Source organism: Enterococcus sp. AZ009 (assembly GCF_050548785.1).
GTDB lineage: Bacteria > Bacillota > Bacilli > Lactobacillales > Enterococcaceae > Enterococcus_D > Enterococcus_D entomosocium.
This window is the reverse complement of sequence record NZ_CP172960.1, coordinates 973,920-1,000,127: the sequence shown is the minus strand read 5'-3', so window position 1 is coordinate 1,000,127 and position 26,208 is coordinate 973,920. Positions and strand designations below refer to the sequence as shown.

25 protein-coding genes, 2 pseudogenes and 1 riboswitch are annotated in these 26,208 nt (G+C 36.0%); of the genes and pseudogenes, 6 read left to right on the top strand and 21 right to left on the bottom strand.

Annotation, left to right across the window (positions count from 1 at the left end; all coding sequences use genetic code 11):
* Positions 1-6 precede the first annotated feature (6 nt).
* Genes IGJ74_RS04625 through IGJ74_RS04595 form a run of 7 tightly spaced genes read right to left on the bottom strand, consistent with a single transcriptional unit; the run spans position 7 to position 6,079 of the window.
* Positions 7-759: an amino acid ABC transporter ATP-binding protein gene (locus IGJ74_RS04625; RefSeq protein ID WP_218193533.1), complete on the bottom strand. Its 753-nt coding sequence runs from the start codon at positions 757-759 to the stop codon at positions 7-9.
* A 25-nt stretch (positions 760-784) separates the two neighbouring features.
* Positions 785-1,756: an NAD(P)-dependent oxidoreductase gene (locus IGJ74_RS04620; RefSeq protein WP_005470349.1), complete on the bottom strand. Its 972-nt coding sequence runs from the start codon at positions 1,754-1,756 to the stop codon at positions 785-787.
* A 12-nt stretch (positions 1,757-1,768) separates the two neighbouring features.
* Positions 1,769-2,989 (bottom strand): PLP-dependent aminotransferase family protein, encoded by a 1,221-nt coding sequence (locus tag IGJ74_RS04615; protein WP_218193534.1) that lies wholly within the window; start codon positions 2,987-2,989, stop codon positions 1,769-1,771.
* 23 nt (positions 2,990-3,012) lie between these two features.
* The gene (locus tag IGJ74_RS04610) at positions 3,013-3,759 is read right to left on the bottom strand and encodes an amino acid ABC transporter ATP-binding protein (RefSeq protein ID WP_074536901.1); all 747 of its coding nucleotides are present in this window, start codon (positions 3,757-3,759) and stop codon (positions 3,013-3,015) included.
* A complete protein-coding gene (locus IGJ74_RS04605; protein ID WP_074536902.1) occupies positions 3,756-4,466 on the bottom strand; it encodes an amino acid ABC transporter permease in 711 nt (236 codons plus the stop codon). Before IGJ74_RS04605 ends, IGJ74_RS04610 begins: the two co-directional genes overlap by 4 nt.
* A gap of 12 nt (positions 4,467-4,478) precedes the next feature.
* A complete protein-coding gene (locus tag IGJ74_RS04600) occupies positions 4,479-5,291 on the bottom strand; it encodes a transporter substrate-binding domain-containing protein (RefSeq protein ID WP_074536903.1) in 813 nt (270 codons plus the stop codon).
* A 35-nt stretch (positions 5,292-5,326) separates the two neighbouring features.
* Positions 5,327-6,079, bottom strand: a complete 753-nt coding sequence (locus IGJ74_RS04595; protein ID WP_003125416.1) for an amino acid ABC transporter permease — start codon at positions 6,077-6,079, stop codon at positions 5,327-5,329.
* Between the two features lie 306 nt (positions 6,080-6,385).
* Here IGJ74_RS04595 and IGJ74_RS04590 point away from each other — a divergent pair, with 306 nt between their 5' ends.
* Complete coding sequence (locus IGJ74_RS04590; RefSeq protein WP_002335147.1) at positions 6,386-7,069, top strand: PHP domain-containing protein; 684 nt, start codon at positions 6,386-6,388, stop codon at positions 7,067-7,069.
* A 36-nt stretch (positions 7,070-7,105) separates the two neighbouring features.
* Here IGJ74_RS04590 and IGJ74_RS04585 read toward each other — a convergent pair whose 3' ends face one another.
* The 6 genes and pseudogenes from IGJ74_RS04585 to IGJ74_RS04560 form a co-directional block, all read right to left on the bottom strand.
* Positions 7,106-7,603 (bottom strand): GNAT family N-acetyltransferase, encoded by a 498-nt coding sequence (locus tag IGJ74_RS04585; RefSeq protein WP_002295755.1) that lies wholly within the window; start codon positions 7,601-7,603, stop codon positions 7,106-7,108.
* Positions 7,604-7,658: 55 nt separating this feature from the next.
* Positions 7,659-8,567: pseudogene (locus tag IGJ74_RS04580) on the bottom strand (IS982-like element ISEfm1 family transposase).
* A 415-nt stretch (positions 8,568-8,982) separates the two neighbouring features.
* Positions 8,983-9,228, bottom strand: a pseudogene (locus IGJ74_RS04575) (MerR family transcriptional regulator); the annotation flags it as partial.
* A 795-nt stretch (positions 9,229-10,023) separates the two neighbouring features.
* Positions 10,024-10,329 (bottom strand): hypothetical protein, encoded by a 306-nt coding sequence (locus IGJ74_RS04570; RefSeq protein ID WP_060792665.1) that lies wholly within the window; start codon positions 10,327-10,329, stop codon positions 10,024-10,026.
* Positions 10,330-10,415: 86 nt separating this feature from the next.
* Positions 10,416-10,631 carry a hypothetical protein gene (locus tag IGJ74_RS04565; RefSeq protein WP_010748155.1) on the bottom strand — a complete coding sequence of 72 codons (216 nt, stop codon included), beginning with the start codon at positions 10,629-10,631 and terminating at the stop codon, positions 10,416-10,418.
* 66 nt (positions 10,632-10,697) lie between these two features.
* Positions 10,698-10,898, bottom strand: coding sequence for a cold-shock protein (locus IGJ74_RS04560; RefSeq protein ID WP_074536940.1), 201 nt, complete (start codon positions 10,896-10,898; stop codon positions 10,698-10,700).
* Positions 10,899-11,193: 295 nt separating this feature from the next.
* On the opposite strand from IGJ74_RS04560, the gene IGJ74_RS04555 reads away from it, so the two are divergent.
* Positions 11,194-11,343: a hypothetical protein gene (locus IGJ74_RS04555; RefSeq protein ID WP_175445299.1), complete on the top strand. Its 150-nt coding sequence runs from the start codon at positions 11,194-11,196 to the stop codon at positions 11,341-11,343.
* A gap of 75 nt (positions 11,344-11,418) precedes the next feature.
* Here IGJ74_RS04555 and IGJ74_RS04550 read toward each other — a convergent pair whose 3' ends face one another.
* The 7 genes from IGJ74_RS04550 to IGJ74_RS04520 all read right to left on the bottom strand — a co-directional run bounded on the left by IGJ74_RS04550 (position 11,419) and on the right by IGJ74_RS04520 (position 18,523).
* Positions 11,419-11,622: a hypothetical protein gene (locus IGJ74_RS04550; protein WP_005225249.1), complete on the bottom strand. Its 204-nt coding sequence runs from the start codon at positions 11,620-11,622 to the stop codon at positions 11,419-11,421.
* A 670-nt stretch (positions 11,623-12,292) separates the two neighbouring features.
* On the bottom strand, positions 12,293-13,363 hold the full coding sequence (locus tag IGJ74_RS04545) for a chromate transporter (RefSeq protein ID WP_005225247.1): 1,071 nt from the start codon (positions 13,361-13,363) through the stop codon (positions 12,293-12,295).
* A gap of 403 nt (positions 13,364-13,766) precedes the next feature.
* Positions 13,767-14,198, bottom strand: coding sequence for a GGDEF domain-containing protein (locus IGJ74_RS04540; RefSeq protein WP_229045689.1), 432 nt, complete (start codon positions 14,196-14,198; stop codon positions 13,767-13,769).
* 754 nt (positions 14,199-14,952) lie between these two features.
* The gene (locus IGJ74_RS04535) at positions 14,953-15,309 is read right to left on the bottom strand and encodes a hypothetical protein (RefSeq protein WP_223597931.1); all 357 of its coding nucleotides are present in this window, start codon (positions 15,307-15,309) and stop codon (positions 14,953-14,955) included.
* Positions 15,310-15,429: 120 nt separating this feature from the next.
* Positions 15,430-17,097: an FAD-dependent oxidoreductase gene (locus IGJ74_RS04530; protein WP_218193596.1), complete on the bottom strand. Its 1,668-nt coding sequence runs from the start codon at positions 17,095-17,097 to the stop codon at positions 15,430-15,432.
* Between the two features lie 17 nt (positions 17,098-17,114).
* On the bottom strand, positions 17,115-18,194 hold the full coding sequence (arsB, locus tag IGJ74_RS04525; protein WP_218193595.1) for an ACR3 family arsenite efflux transporter: 1,080 nt from the start codon (positions 18,192-18,194) through the stop codon (positions 17,115-17,117).
* A 2-nt stretch (positions 18,195-18,196) separates the two neighbouring features.
* Positions 18,197-18,523: an ArsR/SmtB family transcription factor gene (locus IGJ74_RS04520; protein ID WP_074536842.1), complete on the bottom strand. Its 327-nt coding sequence runs from the start codon at positions 18,521-18,523 to the stop codon at positions 18,197-18,199.
* Positions 18,524-18,991: 468 nt separating this feature from the next.
* On the opposite strand from IGJ74_RS04520, the gene IGJ74_RS04515 reads away from it, so the two are divergent.
* From IGJ74_RS04515 to IGJ74_RS04500, 4 genes are all read left to right on the top strand, one after another.
* The gene (locus IGJ74_RS04515; RefSeq protein ID WP_074536946.1) at positions 18,992-19,351 is read left to right on the top strand and encodes an ArsR/SmtB family transcription factor; all 360 of its coding nucleotides are present in this window, start codon (positions 18,992-18,994) and stop codon (positions 19,349-19,351) included.
* On the top strand, positions 19,348-21,465 hold the full coding sequence (locus IGJ74_RS04510; RefSeq protein WP_001291323.1) for a heavy metal translocating P-type ATPase: 2,118 nt from the start codon (positions 19,348-19,350) through the stop codon (positions 21,463-21,465). The genes IGJ74_RS04515 and IGJ74_RS04510 overlap by 4 nt, the downstream gene beginning before the upstream one ends.
* A gap of 647 nt (positions 21,466-22,112) precedes the next feature.
* Positions 22,113-22,793: an IS6-like element IS1216 family transposase gene (locus tag IGJ74_RS04505; RefSeq protein ID WP_430608695.1), complete on the top strand. Its 681-nt coding sequence runs from the start codon at positions 22,113-22,115 to the stop codon at positions 22,791-22,793.
* A gap of 311 nt (positions 22,794-23,104) precedes the next feature.
* Complete coding sequence (locus IGJ74_RS04500) at positions 23,105-23,344, top strand: hypothetical protein (protein WP_002316697.1); 240 nt, start codon at positions 23,105-23,107, stop codon at positions 23,342-23,344.
* Positions 23,345-23,766: 422 nt separating this feature from the next.
* On the opposite strand, the gene IGJ74_RS04495 is transcribed toward IGJ74_RS04500, so the two are convergent.
* A complete protein-coding gene (locus IGJ74_RS04495; protein ID WP_002337545.1) occupies positions 23,767-25,626 on the bottom strand; it encodes a heavy metal translocating P-type ATPase in 1,860 nt (619 codons plus the stop codon).
* Positions 25,627-25,756: 130 nt separating this feature from the next.
* A riboswitch (NiCo riboswitch) is annotated at positions 25,757-25,865 on the bottom strand.
* Positions 25,866-26,208 lie beyond the last annotated feature (343 nt).

Below are 26,208 nucleotides of genomic sequence, written 5' to 3'. Positions count from 1 at the left end.
TCGCTTCTATACAGCTAATTGAAAACGTACTTGTGTCAAAAATTGCTGTGTACATTCTTCTTGCGGATCCTCAAAAATTTCTTCTGGTGTTCCCGCTTCTACCACCACACCATCCGCCATGAATATCACTTTATCCGCGACTTCTTGTGCAAATTGCATTTCATGCGTCACGATGATCATCGTTTGCCCACTATCAGCCAGTTGCTTCATGACATTTAGGACATCACCGACAAGTTCTGGATCGAGCGCTGAAGTGGGTTCATCAAACAGTAATAACTCTGGCGTCAAAGCCATCGCTCTGGCGATACTTACACGTTGTTGCTGTCCGCCAGACAGTTGACTAGGATACATCATAGCTTTATCTGCCAAACCCACTTTTTCTAAGGCAGATAACGCTGCTTTTTCTGCCAGTTTTTTTGGGAAACGCCGTGGTGTGCGTAGTCCTTCCGCCACATTTTGCAACACATTCATGTGGCTGAACAGCTCATAGGATTGAAAGACCATCGCTGTTTTGCGGGCGATCTCCAATCGTTGGGTTTTGCCAATATGTGCGAGATCATACTGGAAGTCACCGATAGAATAACTCCCCGCATCAGGCTGCTCCAACAAATTCAAGCAACGCAAAAAGGTCGTTTTTCCAGAGCCGCTAGGACCAATGATGCATACAACTTCCCCACGTTCAATTTGTAAGCCAACATTTTTTAAGATGACTTGTTTATCGAAAGACTTCTTCAATCCTTTGATTTCTGCTTGCAGCATACTCCCACCCTTTCTTTTCTATCGCTCAAAGCGCGATCGTATTGGCAGATTGTCCTTCTAGCAAAATATCTCTTGCATTGTTCAAAGCTGTTTCTGCAATTTCTTGTACAGCCAATTGGGTATAATACGCAATATGCGGGGTCAAAAGCACATTTGGCAGTTGATTCAGCTGTTGATAATAAGGATTTTGATCCCACCCAACTGAAAAATACCGTTCTTCATTGGCGATAGCGTCTAATACAGCACCAGACAAACGCCCTTGCGCGAGTGCGGCAATCAACGCATCCGTATCAACGATTCCCCCACGTGCCGTATTGACCAGACAACTGCCAGGCTTCATCTGTGCAAAAACAGAGGCCGAAAATAGCCCTTCTGATGCTTTTGTCAGCGGGATATGGATCGACAAGACGTCCGATGCAGCAATCAAGGTCTCAAAGGACACATATTCGACAATCCCCTTCAACCGAGGATTTTCACTCCTACTAGTGGCAATCACATGTCCCCCCATATGATAAATCGCTTCTGCGACTAGAGCACCGATTCGACCAGTGCCTAACAAACCGACTGTTACGTCTTGTAGCTCCCGACCAATCACAGACCGTCGATCAAGTTTTCCTTTGATCATTGCTGGAATATTGCGTAAAGCCATCAAGATCGACATCACAGTGTAATGGCCCACCGATGTTGGGCTATAAGAAGGGACATTGGTGACCGTCAACTGATGCTTTTGCGCCCAGTCAAAACGAACACCGTCGACCCCCGTTGATTTGATCGATAACTGCTTCATCCCTAAAATATGCAAGCGTTGGTACAGGGACTCATCTTGCTGCATAGCCAGACTAGGATACAAACAGATGCCGTCGTGCCCTGCTGCCAAATGGATATTCTCCCAAGACAAGCCCTCCATTACGATCGTCACTGGTGTTTTGTGGATAAATTGCCACCGTTCGATATAAGCAATTTCCTCTTCACTTACCCCGTAATAAATCAATTTCATTGGCAACACCTCCTAAATGACCCCTTCATATGCTGGCGGCATAGCGTATTCCAACGCATCACCTAATAAAGCGATCCCTTGATCGATCTGTGCCAATGTCGGCTTCGTAAAATTCAGCCGAAATGAATGCTCATAGCCTTTTCCCGCAACACTCATGATATTGCCTGGAATGACCGCAACTTTCGCCTCATCAAGGTAATCATAGAACCGCTCTGCGTCCATCTCAGTCGATAGGAAACAGGTGATAAAATAGCCGCCTGTTGGTTTGATAAAGGTAAGCTTATCCGTTGGCAGTGCCTGTAATGCTTGCAGCATGCGGGCATATTTCTCTTGATACAACAAGGTCAATTGGGCCACATGACCTTCGAAATCATGATGATCCATATATTCGGCCAATACCACTTGCCAATAAAAATTGGTGTGGGAATCGGCGGATTGCTTGGCCAAAATCAATTTTTCCATTGCAGGACCAGCAGCCATCATAAAACCAATCCGGCTGCTGGGTGCCAAAATTTTTGAAAAAGATCCCGCATAAATGATTCGTCCTTCGGTATCTAATGTTTTCATCTTAGGGATCGGTGTACCTTCATACAACAACTCACCGTAAGGATCGTCTTCAAAAATCAGCACATCATATTGACATGCCAATGCATAAATGGCTTTACGTTTTTCCAATGGCATTGATGTGCCTAAAGGGTTTTGGAAAGTGGGGATCAGATACAACATTTTCACTCTTGCGTCTGTTTTGAGGATTGTTTCTAAAGCGTCAAGATCCATTGATTCTGCTGCAAGATCCATCGGTACCGGCACTGGTATCGCCCCATATCCTTTGATAGCATTCACCGCACCGGAAAATGTTTGCTCCTCGCATAACACCACATCGCCTTCATTACAAAAGACTTTTACCGCCAAATCCATGGCTTGGGTCGAGCCCGAAACCACCAGCACCTCCTCTTCGTTATCGATATTTGACAATTGACGCAAACGTTCTTTGATCAAGGTCCGTAAGCGCGGATACCCCTCTGATGCCCCATACTGCAAGAAAGACTCTGGGTCCGCTTCGTTATCTAATTTTTGCGAGATCTCTTTCAATGTAGCCATTGGAAATGCTTCTGTCGGTGGAAATCCGTAAGCAAAGGAAATAGCTGCTGCAGACTCCATATTTTTTTTTGCATTCTCTCTTAATGGAGATGCTTCTAATGTCATGATACGTTGTGCGAATTGATAGGCCATTCTATTTCCTCCCTGCATAGTTGTTAGCCGGCCAGCTGTGTGGTAAAGCGGGCTAAAAAGGCTTTGGTTCGTTCTTCTTTGGTTTCCTCGAATACTTGTTGCGGTGTGCCTTGTTCAACAATATGTCCATTCTCCATGAAAACGACTTTGTCTGCTACTTCATACGCGAATTTCATTTCATGGGTCACCAATACCATGGTCGCACCGGCTTCCGCAATTTCTCTGAGCAGCGCCAATGTCTGTCCCACTAGTTCCGGGTCCAATGCCGAGGTAGGTTCATCAAACAAGATGACCTTAGGATTCAACGCCAACGCACGGGCGATCCCGATACGCTGTTGTTGTCCACCTGACAGTTGGCTAGGATAAAAATTTTGTCGTTCAGACAAACCGACTTGATCCAACAAAGCCTCTGCTGTTCGCAGGGCAGCTTCTTTGCTTTGTTTTTTGGTCACGATCAATGGCATCATGATATTTTCTTTGGCTGTTTTATTTTGAAACAAGGCATAATTTTGGAAAACCATCGCTGTTTGCCGTTGATGGGTCAATATTTCTTTTTTACTTGCTTTGTGCAATGTGGTGGTGGTTTCTCCCAATTGAATCACACCTTGATCTGCTCGTTCCAAAAAATTGAGACAACGCAAGAAGGTCGTTTTTCCCGAACCGGAAGGCCCCAATAAGACGACTACTTCGCCTTTAGCGACATCAAGATCAATCCCTTTTAACACTTCTTGTTTGCCGAATCGCTTATGGATATCCGTTACTTTCATCATAATGCGGCCCTCCTTAGTTTGCGCAACAGCCGATTTTCCAGTAATTGTGCCCCTTTTTCGATGACCAAACTAATCAGCCAATAAATGATCGCAACAGCCACATACGCTTCTAAAAACCGATAATTTTGCTGGGCCGTGATTTTAGCTGCCGCAAAAACATCGACAACACTGACCATGGAAGCTAAGGCCGACGCTTTAACCAATGAGATCAGCAAATTACTGAACATGGGCAATGAAATCGGCCAGGCTTGCGGGAGCAGCACACGACGGATGACTTGTAAGTTCGTCATGCCGATCGATTTGGCTGCATCGAACTGCCCTTTTTTGACTGCCGCAAATGCGCCCCTGAAAATCTCGCTGCTATTGATAGCAGACATTAAACTCAAGGCGGCGATCGCTATCCAAACCATGTTGAAATCTTTAAATCGCAAAGTCCAATGCATCGACTCCGCCCAAATATCAAACTGTTTAGCAGAAATAAGATATAACGCTAAAATCACTAAAACCACTGGGACCCCTTTTAAGACCGTGACAATCACTTGCAGCACTGGTACGAGGATCTTGATCCTATACAGACGAATCAAGGCGATGATCAACCCAACCACCGCGCCAATGACTAGTGCGGTCAACGCCATAAAAAGCGTCGTACCAATATAATGACTTGCTGTTTTCAGCGCTTCGATCATAATAGACAATTGAAAACTCATCGCCATTCCTCCCTATTCTGGGACGTAATCCCCATCTAGATATTTTTCTGATAATTCTTTGATCGTTCCATCTGCTTTCAATTCCTCTAATGCTGTATTGACCGCATCAATAAAGTCTTGGTCAGCTTCTTTGTTGAACAATAAGTAGGCATCTGAGTTGTGGACTGGTTCGCTGCCGATCTCTAGATTTTCACTAAATGAATTGTTCCAATTATCGACTTGATATTCTGGTGCTAACGTTGCATCGACCGCACCTGAAGTGACTGCTTGTACGATTTGCTCGTTGTTGTATTCCCCATAAACCAATTCAAAAGCATCGGGATTTTCTGCCAGATAAGCCTCAGCCATTGCTGCTTGGTTAGTAGCAGTCGTCACATAGACTTTTTTTCCTGCTAAATCTTCGAAGCTATCGTAGACCGTACCGGCATCTGGATCAGAGACAATATACGTATCCCAGACCACATACCCAACATCCCCATAGACGAATTTTTCTTTCCGTTCATCATTGACTTCATATTCATAGGCAGCCATCTGGACTTTATTGCTTTCTAAATTTGATAACGTCGTTGGGAAATCCGCTCCTTCAAAGGTAAAGGTATAATCAAGTAATTTTTCGTCGATTGCTTTAACGACGGCGACATCATAGCCATCATATTCACCATTTTCGTCTAAATAAGCATATGGCAATGCTTCATTCCCAGTACCCACCTTGATTTCTGTTGCATCACTTGCTCCACTGCTTGCAGTGTCGGCAGAACTGCTTCCGCAAGCCCCTAAAACCAAAAGTGTCACCAATGTAATTGCACCTAAAATCGTTTTTTTCATTTGAATTCCTCCCTTTCCCTCTACCCAAAATTTTCCTATGTTGTTTTGATTTTTTGCTGTTTTTTGGTCCATGATATCAGTGGTACTTTTGCTGTTTGTTGTTTTGTTTTCGAAAAACTCATCCGACGTTCCAGACCGGTGAAAACACGTTCTAAGAGGAAGCTTAAGGTAATAAACAAGATCGCCGCACCGACATAGCCTTCAAGTGTATGGAAGGTCACTGCGCCTATCGCTCGCGCTTTGCCGACAACATCCACTACCCCAATGGTAAAAGCCAGCGATGTGTCTTGCAGCAGTGCAATCGTAGTTGTACCAAATGCAGGTAATGCGACACGGACAACTTGCGGTAAAATCACTTGTCGATACATTTGTGTTTTCGTCAATCCGCAAGCAATACTCGCTTCCTTCTGTGTGACCGGTACACTTAGAATCGCAGCCCGGAAAGTTTCAGACTGAAAGGCAGCAGTATTTAATCCGTAGGTGATATAGATGAAAATAATTTTATTCCATGAGGAAACATCGATTTGAATCATTTGTAATAAGGCGGGTACACCATAATACACAACATACAGTTGAACCAATATCGGTGTGCCTCGAATAAATGAAACGAAGACTGCCGCCAGTTGACTCAGAAATGGCACTTTTTCGACACGAATAAATGCAAGTAAAATCCCTAAAAGCAATCCTGTAATCGACGCCACTGCTACTATCATCAACGTAACCGGCAAAGCACTTAAAACCTTTGGAAAATATTCCCAAACTAATTTCCACTGAAAAAATTCCGACATATTGCCCCTCCTTTTTCTGAATATTCTGATTATTAGACAATATTACTAATGGAAAAAAATTTTTCAATAGATTCATTACTAAAACTTCATTAATTTTATAAATTCTCCCTTTTAACTAAAAAAAGAAAGATGCAAACGGCATCTTTCTTTTTAATATAAGAATATAAAATACTACCCGTGGTGCTAGTTAATTTTTTCCTAGAGGAAAATGTCTAAACATGTTGGTAAATCAACAAAAAAACGCATATAGTAGTCTCAAAACTCCCAAGAAATGAGGACTATTTAACAAACTACGATGGTTACGTCGTGACAACTGAACATTTTGACTTAGCCAATCCTGTTACTAAAGTCGATGATATCCCCGATTATGAAATGTACAGTCAAACAATCGATAGCTTAAATAAGCGTTTTGGCAATCGTGTTTTAAAAGGCATCGAAATCGGTTACATCGCTTCTGAAAAGGATCGGATCATCGACTATTTAGCCGATAAAGATTACGATTTAAAATTACTCAGTGTGCATCATAATGGTCAATTTGATTATTTAGATGACGAAGTCAAAGATATGGATCCTGCTATTGTGATTCCTCAGTATTTTGCACAACTTTCAGAAGCACTAGTTGTTATAGAAGCAGATGTCTTTGCTCATTTTGACTATGGTTTTCGGGTATTTGGTCTATCCGTTGCTGAATTTAAACAATATGAAGCGCAGTTTTTACCGATTCTAGATCAAGTAATCAAAAATAAATTGGCATTCGAATTAAATGCTAAGAGCGCTTACTTGTATGACAATTTAGCGTTATATGAATATGTCATCGATTTATATCTTTCACGTGGTGGTACCTTGTTTAGTGTTGGATCAGATGGGCATTACCTTGAACATTTCCGTTTCCATTTCGATGATCTTTTTGCTCTGTTAAAAGCAAAAGGTGTGACGGAATTAGCGATTTATCAAAAAGGAAAGCGAATTATGGTTCCATTACCAGTCTAAAAAAACGTCCTCAGCATCAAAAGTGAGGACGTTTTTTTAGATTTCTTTTTCTAAAATCGGACAAATACGATCTTGTTTTCCTAAAGGAAAATGTTTGATCCCGATTTTTTTAAATCCATGACGTTCATAAAAACGAATACCTGCATGATTTTTTTCATAAACAGTCAAACGTAAATAACGTTTTTGTTTCGTTTTAGCATAACGATTCGCTTCATCGAGTAACCGTTGCCCTAACCCTTTGTTTTGATAATCTTTGAGCAGATAGAGCCGTTGAATCTCTATAGCATCTTTTTCATCATTGACTTTCATATAACCAATGAGTATTTGATGATCCTTAATACCAATAAATTTACTGGTTGACTGTGCCAATTCTACTGCCAATATTTCAGTTGTCAATTGTGTCTGTAAATATCCTTGCATATCAAGTGGATCTGCGCCATCGATAAACGATTCATAAAAACTGACAACACTTACAACTTGTAAAGCATCTAGATCATCATAATCTAAATACGCTAGTGTGATTTGATTGTTCATCTAACTCCTCCTTTTGACATAGTATACTATAAATCACCCGTGGTGCTAGTTAATTTTAATATCCTAAAGAATATCTCAAAGTTCCTTCAAAACGTCGTTGTGCTCGACTTAATAGAACACTGTAAGCCAGTAATATGCTTTCAAATCTACTCTCTAGCCCTTTAACAGAACGTGAGTTGAAATTTTGACAACCTAATTTTTCTAAGGAAGAAAAAACAGTCTCAACTGTTTTTCTTTGTTTTCCAAGTAAGCTGTGGTCTAGTTTTTCTGATTTATCCATGTTTTTACGTGGCGGAACGGATATAGTAATGCCCTTAAGGGCAAGTTTTTCATGGATTTTATGGCTAATATATCCTTTGTCCCCTAGGATATTGGGAAGATTCGCTTCTTCCGATAAAGTCTCTAACACTTTCACGTCATGGACACCTGGATTCGTGATTTAGTAAGTAATCGGAAAGCCAGTCTTAGTAACGATCATATGAATTTTAAGACCATAAAAATAAGATTTTTTTGTTGAGTTATAGCCAACTTTGGCTATTTGATTCAATAGTTTTGCTTGTCTATTTCTAACTGGTTTACATAATAAACTAGGAAAACTATCTATAATTCCGACTAGTTCACCTTTGGTGAGCTTCTTGATGAAAAAGTATCGAATAATCTTGATAGTGTAAGCTAAGTTTGAACTTAAGCGAGTGAATCGACTCCTACTAGGAAAGTCACCATTAGGAAATAAGACGGAACAAACCGCTCTATACGTGGCTCTTTGGCTAGTATAGCCATTAATTATGCCCCATATAACACAAGCAATAATCACTGTATCGCGTTGCTTCAGTTGATCAGTATTTCTTCGGTTTTTAATCTTATCTGGTACACAATTGTGGTATATGTTAGAAACAGTTCTCATAATTTCCTTGAATGTTATAAAAGTATCTGTATAATGTTCAGTATATTTTGATGAACGCATATGTAGTCCTCATTTCTTGGGAGTTTTGAGACTACTATATGCGTTTTTTTGTTGATTTACCAACATGTTTAGACATTTTCCTCTAGGAAAAAATTAACTAGCACCACGGGTTTAATAAGTTTTGTAATAATTACTCGACACGGTAGTTCGTTAGCTACGCAGCCACTGATCGTTGCATAGTTTCTGACATTGTTCTTATGATTCAGTAACTCTTATTTCGTTTGACTCCTAATAGTTCATGGGCGAAGCGCGTCCGTCTAAAATAGTTGTTTCTATCGTTTGAACCTCATTGACAATTTTTGGAGAATCTTACCATTCCTTTTCAGCAGTTAAATGTAAAATTCTTTAATAGCTACGCTTATTTTTCATCCAGAATGATAACCTCCCAAATTTTTCCTTCTATCTATATAGCATCATTTTGTGTTTTACGTAATTGAACTAGTTGAGCAAAATCAATTAAAGATTCAATCGACAATCCAGCATTTCGCAAGTTTTTTGCTAGATAAATCCAATTTAAATCATTGGTAGTATAATCTCGGTAGCCGCTCTCGTGGCGGTGAACGGGTGGTATCACGCCAACACGCTCATAATAGCTTAGTGTATCCACACTTAAATCAAACATTTCAGCTGCTTTTTTATATTCATCGAATCTCCTCCTCATTCTTCTTATTTATAATAAACCATGGAGTTAACTCTAGAGAAACCAGAAGCCTCTTGTCTCTATGCTAATACTATACTAAATACCTCCTCACATTCCGTAGACTATTAAAATATTAAGCAATAGATAAAATCAGTTAAATGCAACTTCTCATATTCTAATGTTTATTAAGTAAGAATAATGTTAAAATAAAAAAACGAAGAGTATTCGGCGCAGTCCAGAAAAACTTCCCCAAGTTTTCTGTGCCGGTACTCTTCTTAGATTAATGCATGTTGCTTAATCAGCCTACGCTATATATTTCTTTTTTGCAAGTAATTACGATGTAGAAGCAATGCTTAGGAATCCCTTACGTTTTTTCTATTTTTACTTTTGACTTCTTTTAAGTGCTATACTGGATAAGTACCATGAAAGTAGGTGTTCAAATATGAATACTAATTTTTATCCAGTGGAAGTTTTTAGTTCGGACTACCGTTTATATTCATCAAAAGCAAAAACAAATTTGTATGATTTTCAATCGAGACCACCTTTGATCACGTCATTTGCTGTGCTAAATTTGAAAGAGTTGCACAATATTCAACTCAAATTATTTATTTACGATATTGATATCGAAAAATTTTCTACTTTAGAGGAAGCTAAATCTAGATGTAACTCTCTTATGTATAAATAATTTAACTAGCTGATCATAGCTAGTTTTTTTGTATATCTGTATCTAATGAACTAAATGTTCATCCTTAATCTGCTTAATAAAAAGAAATATTTATCGCAAAACTTATGGTGGCGGATTTAGAAGTTTATAGATTAGCGAATGACACAGAAATATCTGCCATCTGCTATGGGTGAATCAGATAAAATATATTTCTGGATGGTTCCTTTGAAGAGTTTTTCTCCTTCACAGCAACTTTTTAAAGAAGTATACATTTTTTCAGAACCATCCAGATAATAAACATTGATTCCCTGAATCTGATTATAATTAATCGGAGAACGTCGTGTACAAGAAAGTTGATCTCCTAGATATTTCACTTGATTAACAATCATTGGGTCATTAAGCCAATTTTTGTTAAGTGTCAATTTTACGATTAACTGATGAATAGCTTCTTTTTGCATTTTATTCCTCCACTCAAACCAATCGTCTATCCAGTTTACATATACATAGTACGTGATCAAAAAACTCAATCTATTCTTCATTGATTTCAGTTACTCATTAAATTTTTATAATTTATAACTGTTCTTTCCGTAGTATTCGTCACTTCTGAATTTGAAAGGGTTACAACTGCCGAATTGCTGAGTAGCTTTATAATTGTTCCAGCTGCTTGTTTTTTTCTATATCGAAATATGACCTGTTGATCTATATGAAAAGCTTGGCCTTCTATTGAAAGTTGTTGTGGTTTCCATTGTGAAAAACTCATTCTTACCCCTCCTTTGAAGTATGAAAAAACCGCCTCACACATGTTGAGACGGGTTAAAAGGCACTTTTATGCTTTATAGATATTAGCAGCTTGCATACCACGTTGACCTTCTTCAGTATCAAAAGTGACTGCTTGCCCTTCATCGAGAGACTTGAATCCATCTGCTTGAATCGCAGAAAAATGAGCAAAGATATCTTGACCATTCTCTCCGGTTATAAAACCAAAACCTTTGTCTGCATTAAACCACTTTACTGTACCTTTATTCATACTATTTCCTCCTTGTGCATCATTACGAATGCATTTTGTTGCAATAATTGTTTGATAAGCAAAAGGAGAGTATAAATTTCTGTATAGCACTCTTAATACGTTTCAAAGTTTATCACTATAAGTAGTATACCACACAAACTCTTTAGTTGCAACTTTACATAAAAATATTATTTTTTTATAAACTTATCACTCACTATACACTATTTTATTTTTAATGTGCTATACTATCTATATAGAATTTCGCTATGAACGTTATCGTTACCTTTCGTCACTATTTGAGAGAGGAGAATGTATTATGACATTCACTAACAAAACAATTGATTATCGTGTTACTTTGGACACTAACTTAAACTTGTTTATTGTTTTTTCTAAAAATGATGAAACCAAAGTGGCAACCGGTACTACAATCGAAAATGCAATACATGAATTAGAAAAACTAGCATAAGGAGTGAAACTCTCTAATGGCCAAGCTCTTTTCATATTAAAGGCAGCTACTTGTAAGAATGAGTAGCTATCTTATTCATTTTTTGTGTGCTAATTTGCTAAAAATGATCTCCATTGTTTCAAGTGTATCGATATCCATCTGACACAACCAGAGAAATACCTTCTTTTCCTCCTCCGTCCAAGTAGTTTTTGGATAGGCGGAAAGAAGTTTCAGATATTTTACACGTTGGATACTAGATGACAATAGCCAGTGCTGTTCAAAACTCTCACTTTCTTCCATATCATCCCTCCAAAATGGTATTACCTACAGTTAGACATAGCAAATGCAAGTAACTTTTAACTAAAAAATATCACAAACTAGCAAGCCAATCATCACAGATTAAAAATTGCTTTTTTTATGTTAATAAAGCAGTACATCTATTTATTGTCTCCTATTCTTAGATCCAGCTTCAGCTCGATTTTAAAATAGAGCAAAATCCTATAATTTCTGATCCGTTAAAATCAATATTGTAGAATTCATAATCATTTTTTATCAAGCAATCATTTATTTAAAAACCATTCACATAAGTAATAATTAACTTTTCGAAACCTAAGACTTTAAGGAATATTATTTTATTCTATAGTGGTTTTCCGATAATGCTTCCACATAATATCTTAATAACTTGTAATCTTTTTCATCAATACTTTTTATTATTATTTTATTTCCAAATAACGATCTGTGTGAACTTTTTAAAAGTCTGTGATGTATCTGATTTACAATCAAATACTCTACTTCTTCGTCCTTCAAGTTAGGATCAGTAATCTTTTCTAAATCCCGATGAATATAATTATATTCTAAGTGAGACGCGTCATTAATAACTCGTTTAAATACAAAAAAATCTATTGTTTTTATACATAAATACCCTAACATTCTTATGCAAAACTCTTATCAATAGATCATCTAATCTAAATCATAAAAATAGACCTAATAGAATTCCCCCTAAGATGAAGAATGCAGAGTTAATTTTGTATTTAAGAATACCTAATAGACTAATAAAAAAAATTAAAATGAAATACCATTCAACAAAGATATTTTGTCCTAATTGGATGGTAACATTAGCCATCAATGCTAATGCTGCCGCATTTATACCAATTAACATTTTGGAAAATGTATTGGATTGTTTAAGCTTGGAAAATAGTGGTGCTAATATAAGAACCAGTAGAAACGATGGTAAAAAAATCCCTACTGTAGCTACCAAAGCACCTGGGATATCGAAAAGTAAATATCCAATAAAAGTTGCTGTAGTAAATACAGGCCCAGGAGTAAATTCGCCTACAGATATGGCATCTATCATTTGAACTTGGGTCAATACTTGTAACTTATCAACAAATTCTGATTGGATAAACGCAAGTAATACATAGCCACTACCATATAAAAGTAAACCTATTTTCAGGAAAGTTAAAAATAAAATTGAGAGACTAAATGGCTCTATGACATAATTTTTAAAATTCCAATCTTTTTTTATTAATAGTAAGAGTATTGCGGCAACTATTAACACAGTGAGTTCCGAAGCACCAAAAACAACCAAAAGCAGAGACAGGCAAAAAACAATAAATGTAGACATATCTTTTATAGCTGTTTTAAAAAGCTTTATTAGAGCTGCTACAATAATTGCTACAATGACAGGCTTTATATACTCCATAATTGTTTGAACTCTAGGAAGGTCTCCATATAATTTATAAAAGTGCCCTATAATCATTACAATGACCATTGCTGGTAAAATAAATGAAATACCTGCTAAAAATAATCCCCATTTTCCAGCACGCCGATGACCTAATATAATTGCCATCTCTGTAGAGTTTGGACCAGGAATCAAGTTAGTAAATCCTAATAAATCTAGAAACTCTTCCTTAGACATCCATTGCCTTTTATCCACGACTTCTTCTTCCATCATAGCGATATGAGCAGCTGGTCCACCAAAAGCAAAGAACCCAAGTTTTGAGAACACTTTAACAATCTCGATGTATTTATTTTCTTCCATAAGCCCTCCAATAGCATGATAAATATTAAGTTATGTGCATGATTTGTTATATCAATGATTGGTTTCAGTTTAGTAGATCTTTACTTTCCAATAAATAGTTTAGAAAAGGACGCAAAGAGAAAAATAGAACTTTCTCTTTGCGTCCTTTGATGAAACCTTCTGAAAAACGATAAATATATTATCATTACAGTAGATTTACTCACCTATAAATATAAAAGCAACATATAAAAAGAAGACTTCCCCAATCTGCTTTCTCCGCTACTCTTTTAATGAGACACACTAGAAAATTTTAGAACAATTATTTATATATAGCAAGTAAAATGCCCTTGTTAAACAATACTATTTTAATGAACCGTCCAAGAGATCTTGATCAAGCCAAAATCATGTTTAATTGCATAATAAATCAAGAATAAACAACAACTGTGTTTCTACCTCTTTTTTTTGCAGCATACAGCGCTTGATCAGCCTGATTGATGAGTTCATATACATCTAAAGAAGAATCATACTTAGAAATGCCAGCAGAAAAATAAAGCGTAATCTTTCTTTCCCCTCCAATATTCAACTTATTTTTTAATAAGAATGCCTGAAATCTTAATATAGTCTTTTGAACAGACTTTAATGTACTGTCTTTGAAAATAACTAAAAATTCTTCGCCTCCATATCTATAAACCTCTACTTGATCTTGGTGTGCTTCACTAAGAAAAGTTGTTATTTTTTTTGAAAAGAATATTAAAGCACGATTTCCTGTAATGTGTCCATAGTGATCATTAATTCTTTTAAAATGATCTAAATCCATCATAATAAAAATAAGCTTTTCCTTTTCAACATCTGTCATACTATCTACGTCTTCATTTAAGCTTCTAATATTTTTAACTTTCGTCAATTCATCGTAGTTTCTCTCAATAAGTTTTCTATTTATATCTTTTAAGAATTATTTTTGAGTACTTAGATAGTATTGCCAAGAAATACAAATAATTATAGACCCTATAAACAAAGATAGATATTCCCAAAAAGTAAGTTTATATTCAAAAAAGAGCATAGAATTCAATCCAGCCATCATTAGAGTAATTAAAACAAAAAATATATAAAACGGTATCTGTATTTTATATTTATAAAAGGTTTTTTTAATTACGAAACTAAAAGTGAATGCCAGTATACTTAGAACTAGAATACTAAGTAATGTCTTGATATCAATAATACTTATTACGATAGTCCGATAAACACCATCATTAGAGCCAATAAAAGAAAATAATTTTTCATTTTGAATGAGTTAAAGTATAAGATAAATAAAGGTAATGTATATTCATAATAAACATACCCCACATTATTTATCGAAAAAGTTATGATAAAATACATTTGCGATACAAATAATATTAAACCAATAATTATTTTAAAAGAATATCGTAAATGGAGTTTCTTAAAATTTTTTACAAATAAATCATAGGAAATAAGTAAGCTAATTACTATAATTGAATACAATATTACACAAAGCAAATGTAAAAGTCCCATAGACATTTCTCCATTTCTTTTTTACTGTATACCAAGACTATAAGTATGAGATTTTACCTTTTCATTCCAACTATATAAATTTATTTTGCATATCTTTTTGCTTCTCTTATTTTATCTAGAATAAAACTTGTTTGACTATAATCAGTTAGTTCACGTATTACTTTTTTCACCGTACGATCAACAGCGCAAATACCAAACATATCAGAATAGAAGTCAGTTATTGATTTGATTGGACTAAACAATTTTTCTGATAATTCAGTTTTTTTTGAGTAATTCATTTCTAAGTACCCTTTGTCTACTAGCCGATCAATAACTAAATAAGCTGTATTCAGCTTAAATTCTGGGTATTTTTTTACAAAGTTACGTTTTGTTATCCCTCCCTCGCATTCATATAATGAAATCAAAACTCGGTATTCAATTTTAGTTAAATCTACCATCTTCAATTTCACCTCTAGTAGTCCATAATATATAAAAAAATGAAGCTTGAAAAAAATACAAATGTTACATCAAACCTCAAAATAAGTTTCTTCCTAATTATTCCAATATTTAGAATTCTATCATAATTTTTGTATCGTTTCACAAACTTCTTGATAGTTTTTATTTCCTCCGGATAAATTATAAACTTGTTTAAATCCTTTGTTCAGTAAAATATTTTGTGCTGCATTTCCAGTAACGCCTTTATTACAATAAGTTACTGTCACACATTCTTTATCCAATTCCTCATATCGATCTCTTAACTCAGCTAAAGGTATGTGAATTGCTCCCTCAACTTTCGAAGTTTCAAACTGTTTTCTTGATCTGGTATCAATAATTTGTAATTTTTCGCCGCTATCAATTCTTCTCAATAGCTCTATAGGGGTCATTAACGGGGTATCATTATTTATATCGTTGTTCAAAGCCATCCCAGTATAATGAATGGGATCTTTTGTTGTAGAAAAAGGTGGGGCATATGCTAAATCCAAGTGAAACAAATCTTCAGCAGTTGCGCCAAATGAAATAGCAGTAGCAAGCACATCGATCCGCTTATCTACCCCATCATAACCTATGATTTGAGCCCCAAGTATCTTCCCATTTTCTTTATTTGCGATTGCTTTGATCACCATTTCTTTACCATTCATATAGTCCGGCTTATTAGGTTTAATATTATATAAAGTAGTAATAGCTATATTATTTGCTAAAGCATCTTTTTCTGTGAGACCAGTTTGAGCAATTGTTAAATCAAAGAATCGTAAAATACCAGTTCCTAAGATTCCCTTGTGTCGTAGATTGCCACCTGTAATAACATCTCCTGCGATCCTTCCCATTTTATTGGCTGTTGAAGCTAAAGGTCGATAAATTGGTCGCCTAGTTATGCGATCAAAACTTTCTGCAATATCACCTACAGCATAAACATTTGGAAAATTGGTTTCTAACTTATCGTTTACTTCTATAGCTCCGGTAATTCCTAATTTAATTCCCATGGATTTTGCTAATGCGGTGTTCGGCTTTACTCCGGTAGCTAATACAAAAATATCTGCCGAAAAGATAGTTCCTTTAGCCGTTTCAATAGACTTCAGACTACCATCACCGTTAACTTTTCTGACGGTTTCTTCAGGGAAAAAGGCAATGTTTTTCCTTTTCATTTCATTAATGATTCTTGAAGACATGTCCCAGTCTAAATGGGACATGGGATATTTACTTCGTTGAAGTAACGAGACCTCAAGACCTAGTCTCTGTAACTGCTCGGCCATTTCTAAACCAATATATCCAGCACCAATGACAACTGCTTTTTTTGGCTCGTTTTCATCTACAAACTTCTTGATACTTTTCCCACTCGAAATATTTTTCACCTGAAAAACATTCTCAAAATGTCTATTAACAAATATTTCTGGGGTATTATAAACCGATCCTGTGGCCAACACTAAAACATCAAAATTATTGGTAAATGATTTTTTTGTAATTAGATTGATTCCGTGCACCAATTTTTTATCATAGTCAACCTGAGTTATTTCATGAGAGGTATGAATATCTACGTCGTACCTTTTTTTAAACCATTCAGCATTACGAGGCGTCAGTTCATCAAAGTTTTCCACTTCTCCCCCCACTGCATATGGAATCCCACAAACTGCGTAAGACACATCCATATCTTTATCATACAAAACAATCTCTGCATCTTCCGTATTTCTTCTTGCTTTTGCAGCGACACTTGTTCCAGCAGCGACAGATCCAATAATGATGATTTTCATTTCTCCACACCTATCCTTTATACGTTCTTGATTTCACTCAAAGATTCCGGATTTATGAACCAGTCTTTTGTTTTATTAGAAACCTTAACTAAAAGTAACATAACTGGCACTTCCACAAGTACGCCTACGACTGTTGCTAAAGTTGCTCCCGACTGTAATCCAAAAAGTGATATTGATACCGCTACTGCCAACTCAAAAAAGTTACTTGCTCCTATCATTCCAGCAGGAGAAGCAATATTATGTGGCAACTTCCAAAATCTTGCCCAACTATAAGCAATTGTAAATATTAAAATCGTTTGAATCGTTAAAGGAATTGCAATCAATAAAATATGCAATGGATTAGCAATAATTCTTTCACCTTGGAAGGAGAAGATAATGATCAGAGTTAGTAATAAACCAATAATCGTCACTGAATCAAATTTCTTCAAGAAGACATTTTCAAAATAGGTTAAACCTCTTTTTTTTATGATCAACACTCGAGTAATGAAGCCTAAAAACAATGGAACAACTACAAAAAGAACAGTAGACAGTAATAAAGTAGCTAAGGGGACACTTACATTATCAACACCTAACAAGAAAGCAACAATAGGTGCAAATAATACTAGGATAATTAAATCGTTGATTGCGACTTGAACCAAAGTATAGGCAGAGTCACCTTTTGTTAGGTAGCTCCACACAAAAACCATCGCTGTACATGGTGCTGCTCCTAGAATAACTGCACCAGCGACGTATTCTTTTGCTAGTTCTATTGGAATCAATTGTTGGAAAATCACATAAAAAAAGAGTGCTGAAATGCCATACATCGTAAACGGTTTAATAAGCCAATTAGTAACGCACGTGATAACTAATCCCTTAGGTTTTTTAGCAGCACGAACAATACTGGTAAAATCAATTTTTAACATCATAGGATAAATCATCAACCATATCAAAATAGCCGTTGGAATTGAGACCTGAAAATACTCAAATTGACTTAATGTATCAGGGATAGCTGGCGCAAATTGTCCAATCAACACGCCGACAATCATGCACAATATTACCCACAGAGTTAAATACTTTTCAAAAAAACCCAACCCTTCAGATTTACCTTTTGGTTTCATTTTTACTTTCCCCCTATTTTAGATCCTTCTTTTACTTTACATACACAGTTGCCTTCATTATTTACAAGTAATTGTTGAATAGATTCCATAAATTCTACAACAAATTCTTCCCTCAACGAATAATGGTGCCATTGTCCTTTTTTACTTACACAAACAACACCCGCTTTTTCAAGTACTTTCATATGATGAGAGAGTGTAGGTTGTGTAAAATCAAAATATTCAAGTAAATCACATGCACATAAACTGCCGCAAGAAAGCACATCTACTATTTTCATGCGATTTGGATCCGCTAGAGATTTTAATACTAATGAAAGAGATTCATAATTCATTCTTTCGACCCTCCTTATATAGATGATTATCTATATACAATATAGATAATCATCTATATAAGGTCAAGTTATTTATTCATAATTTCTAAATGAATTGAAAGTAATAGCATAGTTAGTAGTATCACTAAAGGTTATCTATGGGAAAATCTAGCATAGAAAAAGTGTCCAAGAATATCTAATCTTGAACACTTTTATAGTATATAGCAACCAAAGAGTGATCATAAACTCTTAAGTTTCTGACCCCATCCAATATTTGTCCTAATACTCATAAATCTAAATTTTAATTGAACAATGATTTAGTTACGAGTTAATGAACACGAAAGCAAAGTAATACTTATTAATTATGGTATCTAAAAAGAGTGTCCAGAAAATCGTCATTTTATGAACATTCAAACATTCACTTGAATATAGATGGATGTTCTGATACAATACATTCAAACAAACATTTGAATGTAAAGGGATGATCGTATGAATAATGAAATTTGTGAAATAACTTGTATTCATGAAGACAAAGTTAATCGTGCTAAATCTAAACTAGCAAACTTTGATACTCCGTCAGTAAGTGGTTTCTTTAAAATATTGTCAGATGAAAATCGACTTAAAATTGTACATGCTTTAGTTCATGAAGATGAGCTATGTGTTTGTGATATTGCTAATATCATTGATGCTTCGGTCGCAACAACTTCACACCATCTGAACTCCTTAAAAAAATTGGGAATAGTTGATAGTCACAAGGATGGTAAGTTAGTCTACTATTTTATTAAAAATATCAAAATCTTAAATCTTATGGAGCTTGGCGTAAATTTTAAAGAAGAGGTGCTAGCATGAGTGAGAAAATGACCGAAAAAACCTATCGAATAGAAGGATTAAGCTGTACAAATTGTGCAGGTAAATTTGAAAAAAATGTAAAACAGTTGCCAGGAGTTACGAGTGCAACAGTAAACTTTGGTGCAAGTAAGATTTCAGTAGAAGGCCAAACAACAATTGAAGAACTCGAAGAAGCGGGAGCCTTCGAAAATCTTATCATTCGTGATGATCAAGAAAATGATGAACAAGTTAGATCAAAAGAGTCTTTTATTAAACGGAATATCGCTTTAATCATCTCTCTTGGTTTTATACTTGTTGCTGTGATTTCCCAACTATCATTGGGCGAAGATCATTTATTAACGAAAGCTCTTTATATATTGGCAATAATAATTGGTGGATTTGATTTATTTAAAGAAGGGTTCTCTGATTTGATCAAATTGGACTTCTCCATGGAATCTTTAATGACTATTGCAATTATTGGGGCCGCATTTATTGGAGAATGGGCCGAAGGTTCTATTGTAGTAATACTATTTGCTATTAGCGAAGCTTTGGAACGATTTTCAATGGATAAAGCAAGACAGTCGATTCGTTCTCTTATGGATATAGCTCCCAAAGAAGCTCTTATCAGGAGAAACAATGTAGAGCAATTAGTCAGTGTCGATAAAATCGATATCGACGATATTATGATCATTAAACCCGGACAAAAAATAGCCATGGATGGGCTTGTTATCAACGGTCATTCTTCAGTAAATCAAGCAGCAATAACAGGAGAATCGGTTCCTGTTGAAAAACAGTTAGATGATGAAGTGTTTGCAGGAACACTAAATGAAGAAGGTGTTCTTGAAGTCAAAGTAACAAAAAAAGTAACGGATACAACGATTGCCAAAATCATTCACTTAGTTGAAGAAGCGCAAGGAGAACGAGCTCCTGCACAAGCCTTTGTAGATAAATTTGCAAAATACTATACGCCATTCATAATTATTATGGCCCTTTTGATAGTGGTTGTTCCTCCGCTATTCTTTGGTGGTGACTGGAATAAATGGCTTTACCAAGGGTTATCCATTTTAGTTGTCGGATGTCCTTGTTCATTAGTGATCTCAACACCTGTTTCAATTGTTTCGGCTATTGGTAATGCAGCAAAAAATGGTGTTTTAGTAAAAGGCGGAGTCTATCTGGAAGAAATTGGTCATTTGAGAGCAATTGCTTTCGATAAGACTGGAACCTTAACAAAAGGAAAGCCTGTCGTAACGGATTTCATTGCAACCAGTTCTGAAACTGATATAAATTATCTATCGATTATTTCATCGTTGGAATCTCTTTCTCAACACCCATTAGCTTCTGCTATTTTAAACGAAGCGGATAAAACTAATGTGGATTACAAGTCAATACAAATCGAGGATTTCCAATCTATCACAGGTAAAGGACTTACAGGTATACATCAAAACATACGTTACTATATTGGAAGCCCTAAACTGTTTTCTGCATCAGTAATCGAAGAAACAGCGGTCAAAGTACAATACAGACAATTTCAAGAACAAGGGAAAACCGCCATGTATTTCGGTACTGACGAACAAATTTTAGGAGTAATTGCTGTCGCGGATGAAGTAAGAGATTCAAGTGCTGCCGTTATTTCTGAACTCCACAAGTTGTCAATTGAACACACTATTATGCTTACTGGTGATAATACTAAAACCGCTGAATCTATTGGTAAGCAATTAGGTGTGACTGAAATAAAAGGAGATCTAATGCCTCAAGAAAAATTAGATTCGATTAAAGCGTTGCGGACAACTTATAATAAAGTAGCAATGGTGGGCGACGGCATTAATGATGCACCAGCATTAGCTGCATCGACGGTTGGTATTGCAATGGGCGGTGCAGGAACAGATACGGCTCTCGAAACTGCTGATGTTGCTCTAATGGGCGACGATTTACAAAAATTACCATTCATTGTTAGACTTAGCCGCCAAACTCTAAAAGTAATTAAGCAAAATATCACCTTCTCATTAGGTATAAAACTATTAGCTCTACTACTAGTCATACCAGGTTGGCTAACACTATGGATTGCTATTGTAGCAGATATGGGAGCAACGCTTTTAGTAACATTAAACGGATTACGATTGATGAAAGTTAAATAACACAACAAATAAAAGAAGGCATGTTTATAAGCGTGCCTTCTTTTTATGATACATTTTTAGTTTTTTTGAACGCTAGTTATGAAGCAAACTATGCGCCATTTAAATATTAAAATGACAAGGCCCTAAAAGAAAAGTGATTTCCTCTTAGAGCCTCTAAGGATGGAGCGATTTTAACGAATGTGACAGAATCTGATTGTGTCACATTAGGGTTTTGATATTTTCGGTAAGATTTGATTATCTCAGAACATTAATATTGTCCCTTTAAAAAATTTTGTCAGTACTTTTAAGTTATTCTATTCTGAAAATTCAAAATTTTCAGTCTATATCATTAACTTATATTCAGTTTTACCAAATGATAAGCTTTAAAAAGTATTCAGAATTTAGTCATGTTATGGATCCAATAAAGTAGATATGGAATATTTATTTTCTCTTGTCTAATTTATAAGAATATGATTTGTCAAAGAATTAAAGCTATGAATTATTCAGGAATAAAAATTATTTTTAATAACAACCTATTATCCTTTCCAAGCTTGTAGATATTTTGGTTTAGATGTTTTTTATGTGAGTTCAATTGGTTCTGTTGCAAAGTTTTAAATCTACTATCAAATAAGGTAGAATAATAGAAAAAGATAGCAGGAGGAATGACGATGAATCCTTTTAAAGGAAAGCAATTTCAGCAGGATGTGATTATTGTAGCCGTGGGCTACTATCTTCGTTATAACCTTAGCTATCGTGAAGTTCAAGAAATCTTATATGATCGTGGCATTAACGTTTCTCATACGACGATTTATCGTTGGGTGCAAGAATATGGCAAACTACTCTATCAAATTTGGAAAAAGAAAAATAAAAAATCCTTTTATTCATGGAAAATGGATGAAACGTACATCAAAATTAAAGGAAAATGGCATTATTTGTATCGAGCCATCGATGCAGATGGTTTAACCTTGGATATTTGGTTACGTAAAAAACGGGACACACAAGCAGCCTATGCTTTTCTTAAGCGGTTAGTGAAGCAGTTTGATGAACCGAAGGTTGTAGTCACAGATAAAGCCCCCTCTATTACAAGTGCCTTTAAGAAACTAAAAGAATACGGCTTTTATCAAGGGACAGAACATCGTACCATTAAATACCTGAATAATTTGATTGAACAAGACCATCGTCCAGTAAAGAGACGCAATAAATTCTATCGAAGTTTACGCACTGCCTCTACCACGATTAAAGGCATGGAAGACATTCTAGGATTATATAAGAAAACCCGAAAAGAAGGCACTCTCTTCGGGTTTTCGGTCTGTACTGAAATCAAGATATTATTGGGAATCCCAGCTTAAATCATAGATACCGTAAGGGATTTTATTCTTTATTTAAAACTTTGCAACAGAACCGTTCAGGGCGTATGGCGACACAAAACGAAAAAATGGTTTCAATAGATATGCTTTTGAAAAAAGCACTCCATACTCTTGTCTTTTAAGGAAAAACGATTGCGATTATAGGAGTTTTTCTTTTCCCTGCTTTTGTTATTATTCTCTCTTTTCATCAGTAAATGAAAGTCGCTGATAAAAAAAATCAGGACATTTACTCCTTGTCCCCCTTCACAAAACGAACACTTGTTCTTATAATGGTTCTAAAGGAGTGATTATCCATGAAATATTTGAATGACGAATATCAAGACCGGGGTATGAAAAAATGGGCGGGCTTTTTCTTATCTGAACACACAGCTGAACAGGAAAAAATTCAAAAAGGATTGGCTCACATCAATTCCCCAAAGCCCCAAATGTCCGAACAAGAGATTGGCGAGGTGCTTCAAGTGGCTAGATTAAAAAATAAGTCCGTTGCCATCCAAATCGAGGCCATCGATAACGAAGGAAATTATTACGATTAATATGCCACTGATGACGGTGATTTGATTTTTCTTTCCTAAAATACACCTTTGCATGATTTTTTCCTCCTGTTTGTTGTTTGTAATGTAAGTCTACTGGATTGAATCAGATTAAGAATTGATCCTCATCAAGAAGTGGTTTTCCTTCGAAAATAGTTTTTCACTGCGCGGTCTTTTTTGTTTTACTCTTTCGTATAACTCTATGATAGCTCCTTTATTGTTTTTAATAATTGATGACAATCAAGTTTGAATAAACGATTTTTAGCATGTATTTAAAATAGATAAAGCTGATAATTTCTGTTCAGAAATTATCAGCTTTTTTGACGATTTAGGCTTTCGCCAAGGGTAAGCTTCATTCCCTACAGATACAAATTTAAAAAGCTGTAGATATTCGCTCACCCTTTCAGCTAATATCATGATGCAGTCTAATAAGCACCACTTAATTCCGCTTTTGTTTTTTCGGACCCTAACAACCGCAAGCCGTTTAAGATGACGAGGATTGTGGAGCCCTCATGGAATAGTACTGCTAAAGGAAGTCCCAGAACGCCGAACATATTTAAAGTAATCAAGCTGACAATAACAGCGATGGAGAAAATGACATTTTGAATAATGATTTTATTTAATTTCTTGCTTAGCTGATAGCTATAAAACAATTTAGACAAATCATTCTTCACTACAACGACATCAGAGGATTCCATTGCGACTGACGAGCCACTTCCCATCGCAATTCCGATATCTGCATTCGCTAGCGCGGGCGCATCATTGATCCCATCGCCAATCATCCCAACAACTTCTTCTTTTCCTTGGCTTTTTAAGACAAAATCTATTTTATCTTCCGGTAACATGGAAGAAATATAGTCATCTACCTTTACTTCCTTTGCAACCTGTGCCGCAACCTTTTCGTTATCTCCCGTTAAAAGATAAACCTTGATGCCCTCTTTTTGGAAATCCGCAACCGTACTCGCTGACTGCGGACGAATTCGATCCCGGAGTGAGAAGTAACCGACGACTTCATTTCCCTTCGCTACAAATATGGTCGTATCGCCTTTTTCCAGTAGCTTTTCAAACTGATCAAATTTATCATATTGCTTAAATGCATCCGGTTTTCCAACTAGGATTGCCCCTTTTTTAATTCCCGAACCAGCAATTTCTTCAATCGATTCCGCTTGATTCACTTGTGCTAAGTTAATCTCTTTAAAGGCAGAAACAATTGCTCTTCCGATTGGGTGACTGGATTGTTGCTCCATATAAATGACTTCTTTTAACAGCTCTTGGTCCAAATGATAATCGACCACTTGGAAGTCGCCATACGTCAATGTTCCGGTCTTATCTGTATACAAAATATTCATTGTACTTAACGCTTCCATTGCGGCTCCACCTTTAAATAAGATACCGTTTTTGGCTCCATTACTTATCGCGCTTAACGTAGCCGGTGTAGCTGATGCCATCAATGCACATGGACTAGCCACTGTTAAAAGTACCATTCCACGATAAAATGCTTCTTCTAATGGTAGGCTTAGGAAATAATATAGAAAGAAGATGAAAATAGGTATGATAATTAAAACGCCAATCACGTACTTACTTTCAATACGGTCTATAAACTTTGCGATTCGAGAAGGTTTGTTTTGTGCTTCTTCAACCATCCGGATAATATTGGAAAACATGGTTTGATTCAGTGTCTTGTTTACTTCTATATGAAAAACATTTCCTTCATTAATCGTTCCGGCAAAAACTTCCTCCTTTAACTCTTTTTCTACTGGGACAGACTCACCCGTTAAAGCCGCTTCATTCACGATTGCATTTCGGTCGATCAAGCCATCAATAGGGATTTGACCACCTTTCGATACCACGACAATGTCCCCAATAACTAACTCTTTCGTAGGGGTAACCACTACATCCCCATTTTCTTTTAGCACTTGGGCTGTGTCGGGTACTTGCGCCATTAATTCTGAAATCGCGCTGGTGGATTTGTTCGTTGCATAATCTTCCAAAACTTCTGCAGCAGCAAAAATCAATAGCAACGCCGCTCCTTCAGACTCAAAATCAATGATTACTGCACCAACTGCTGCCAAAACCATTAATAGGTCGACATTTGGTGAGCGATCTTTAATCGTTTCAACAACAGCATGTTTTGCCGCATAGAAGCCTAAAAAGAAAATTGAAATATAAAATAGTATGGAACTGTATGCATCATTTAGTGGGATAAAGATAAACCCTAAGATTGTAAATAAAACACCGACAACTAAAAATTGTCCTTGCCTACTTTTTGTTAGATACTCAACCATTTCTAAAACCTCTTTCTTATTTTTTGTTTTTTTGCTTACCAATTATTACAAATCCATTTCATCTCATCTTTTCACTCCCCTTTATTTAGAAATATATATATAAAAAAGGGCACACCTATAGAACAGAATTAACTGTCCCACAGGTATGCCCTTATTATTTACATACTCTGCTGCCGCAAAAATTGCAGCCCGGCTGCATGGACCTTTTATATGTCCACCGCCTGTTCAGATCACAATGAATATAACCAACAAACAAAATCTGTTATATTCCAAAGCTTTCATTATTTAGTTTTAATATGCTTCATTGATTCTCATGTGACTATTATAACAAATTTTTTTTGAATTTCAAATCGCTTTTCCATTATTTGAACAGGGTAGAATAGCAATCGCAGCCATAAGCTTTGTGGCGGATCGAAGTCTAGGAAATGTATGCTTCCTTAGTTAGTTCATAAAGTTTTATTTCCACTTTTTTAAATAATTTTTGATATTCTTCTCCCATTTTTTGGTAAATTTCTAATAATTGCATCAATTCTTTTTTTTTAATAAATCACCCATGTGTTCACTCCTGTTCTCCCTCTGTTG

Coding starts and splice junctions, on each gene's coding strand:
- IGJ74_RS04625 (WP_218193533.1), bottom strand. CDS start 759: ATGCTGCAAGCAGAAATCAAAGGATTGAAGAAGTCTTTCGATAAACAA.
- IGJ74_RS04600 (WP_074536903.1), bottom strand. CDS start 5,291: ATGAAAAAAACGATTTTAGGTGCAATTACATTGGTGACACTTTTGGTT.
- IGJ74_RS04555 (WP_175445299.1), top strand. CDS start 11,194: ATGACATTCACTAACAAAACAATTGATTATCGTGTTACTTTGGACACT.
- IGJ74_RS04505 (WP_430608695.1), top strand. CDS start 22,113: ATGAATCCTTTTAAAGGAAAGCAATTTCAGCAGGATGTGATTATTGTA.
- IGJ74_RS04610 (WP_074536901.1), bottom strand. CDS start 3,759: ATGATGAAAGTAACGGATATCCATAAGCGATTCGGCAAACAAGAAGTG.
- IGJ74_RS04605 (WP_074536902.1), bottom strand. CDS start 4,466: ATGAGTTTTCAATTGTCTATTATGATCGAAGCGCTGAAAACAGCAAGT.
- IGJ74_RS04550 (WP_005225249.1), bottom strand. CDS start 11,622: ATGGAAGAAAGTGAGAGTTTTGAACAGCACTGGCTATTGTCATCTAGT.
- IGJ74_RS04570 (WP_060792665.1), bottom strand. CDS start 10,329: ATGCAAAAAGAAGCTATTCATCAGTTAATCGTAAAATTGACACTTAAC.
- IGJ74_RS04500 (WP_002316697.1), top strand. CDS start 23,105: ATGAAATATTTGAATGACGAATATCAAGACCGGGGTATGAAAAAATGG.
- IGJ74_RS04595 (WP_003125416.1), bottom strand. CDS start 6,079: ATGTCGGAATTTTTTCAGTGGAAATTAGTTTGGGAATATTTTCCAAAG.
- IGJ74_RS04510 (WP_001291323.1), top strand. CDS start 19,348: ATGAGTGAGAAAATGACCGAAAAAACCTATCGAATAGAAGGATTAAGC.
- IGJ74_RS04585 (WP_002295755.1), bottom strand. CDS start 7,603: ATGAACAATCAAATCACACTAGCGTATTTAGATTATGATGATCTAGAT.
- IGJ74_RS04560 (WP_074536940.1), bottom strand. CDS start 10,898: ATGAATAAAGGTACAGTAAAGTGGTTTAATGCAGACAAAGGTTTTGGT.
- IGJ74_RS04565 (WP_010748155.1), bottom strand. CDS start 10,631: ATGAGTTTTTCACAATGGAAACCACAACAACTTTCAATAGAAGGCCAA.
- IGJ74_RS04530 (WP_218193596.1), bottom strand. CDS start 17,097: ATGAAAATCATCATTATTGGATCTGTCGCTGCTGGAACAAGTGTCGCT.
- IGJ74_RS04535 (WP_223597931.1), bottom strand. CDS start 15,309: ATGGTAGATTTAACTAAAATTGAATACCGAGTTTTGATTTCATTATAT.
- arsB (WP_218193595.1), bottom strand. CDS start 18,194: ATGAAACCAAAAGGTAAATCTGAAGGGTTGGGTTTTTTTGAAAAGTAT.
- IGJ74_RS04520 (WP_074536842.1), bottom strand. CDS start 18,523: ATGAATTATGAATCTCTTTCATTAGTATTAAAATCTCTAGCGGATCCA.
- IGJ74_RS04545 (WP_005225247.1), bottom strand. CDS start 13,363: ATGGAAGAAAATAAATACATCGAGATTGTTAAAGTGTTCTCAAAACTT.
- IGJ74_RS04495 (WP_002337545.1), bottom strand. CDS start 25,626: ATGGTTGAGTATCTAACAAAAAGTAGGCAAGGACAATTTTTAGTTGTC.
- IGJ74_RS04620 (WP_005470349.1), bottom strand. CDS start 1,756: ATGAAATTGATTTATTACGGGGTAAGTGAAGAGGAAATTGCTTATATC.
- IGJ74_RS04615 (WP_218193534.1), bottom strand. CDS start 2,989: ATGGCCTATCAATTCGCACAACGTATCATGACATTAGAAGCATCTCCA.
- IGJ74_RS04515 (WP_074536946.1), top strand. CDS start 18,992: ATGAATAATGAAATTTGTGAAATAACTTGTATTCATGAAGACAAAGTT.
- IGJ74_RS04540 (WP_229045689.1), bottom strand. CDS start 14,198: ATGACAGATGTTGAAAAGGAAAAGCTTATTTTTATTATGATGGATTTA.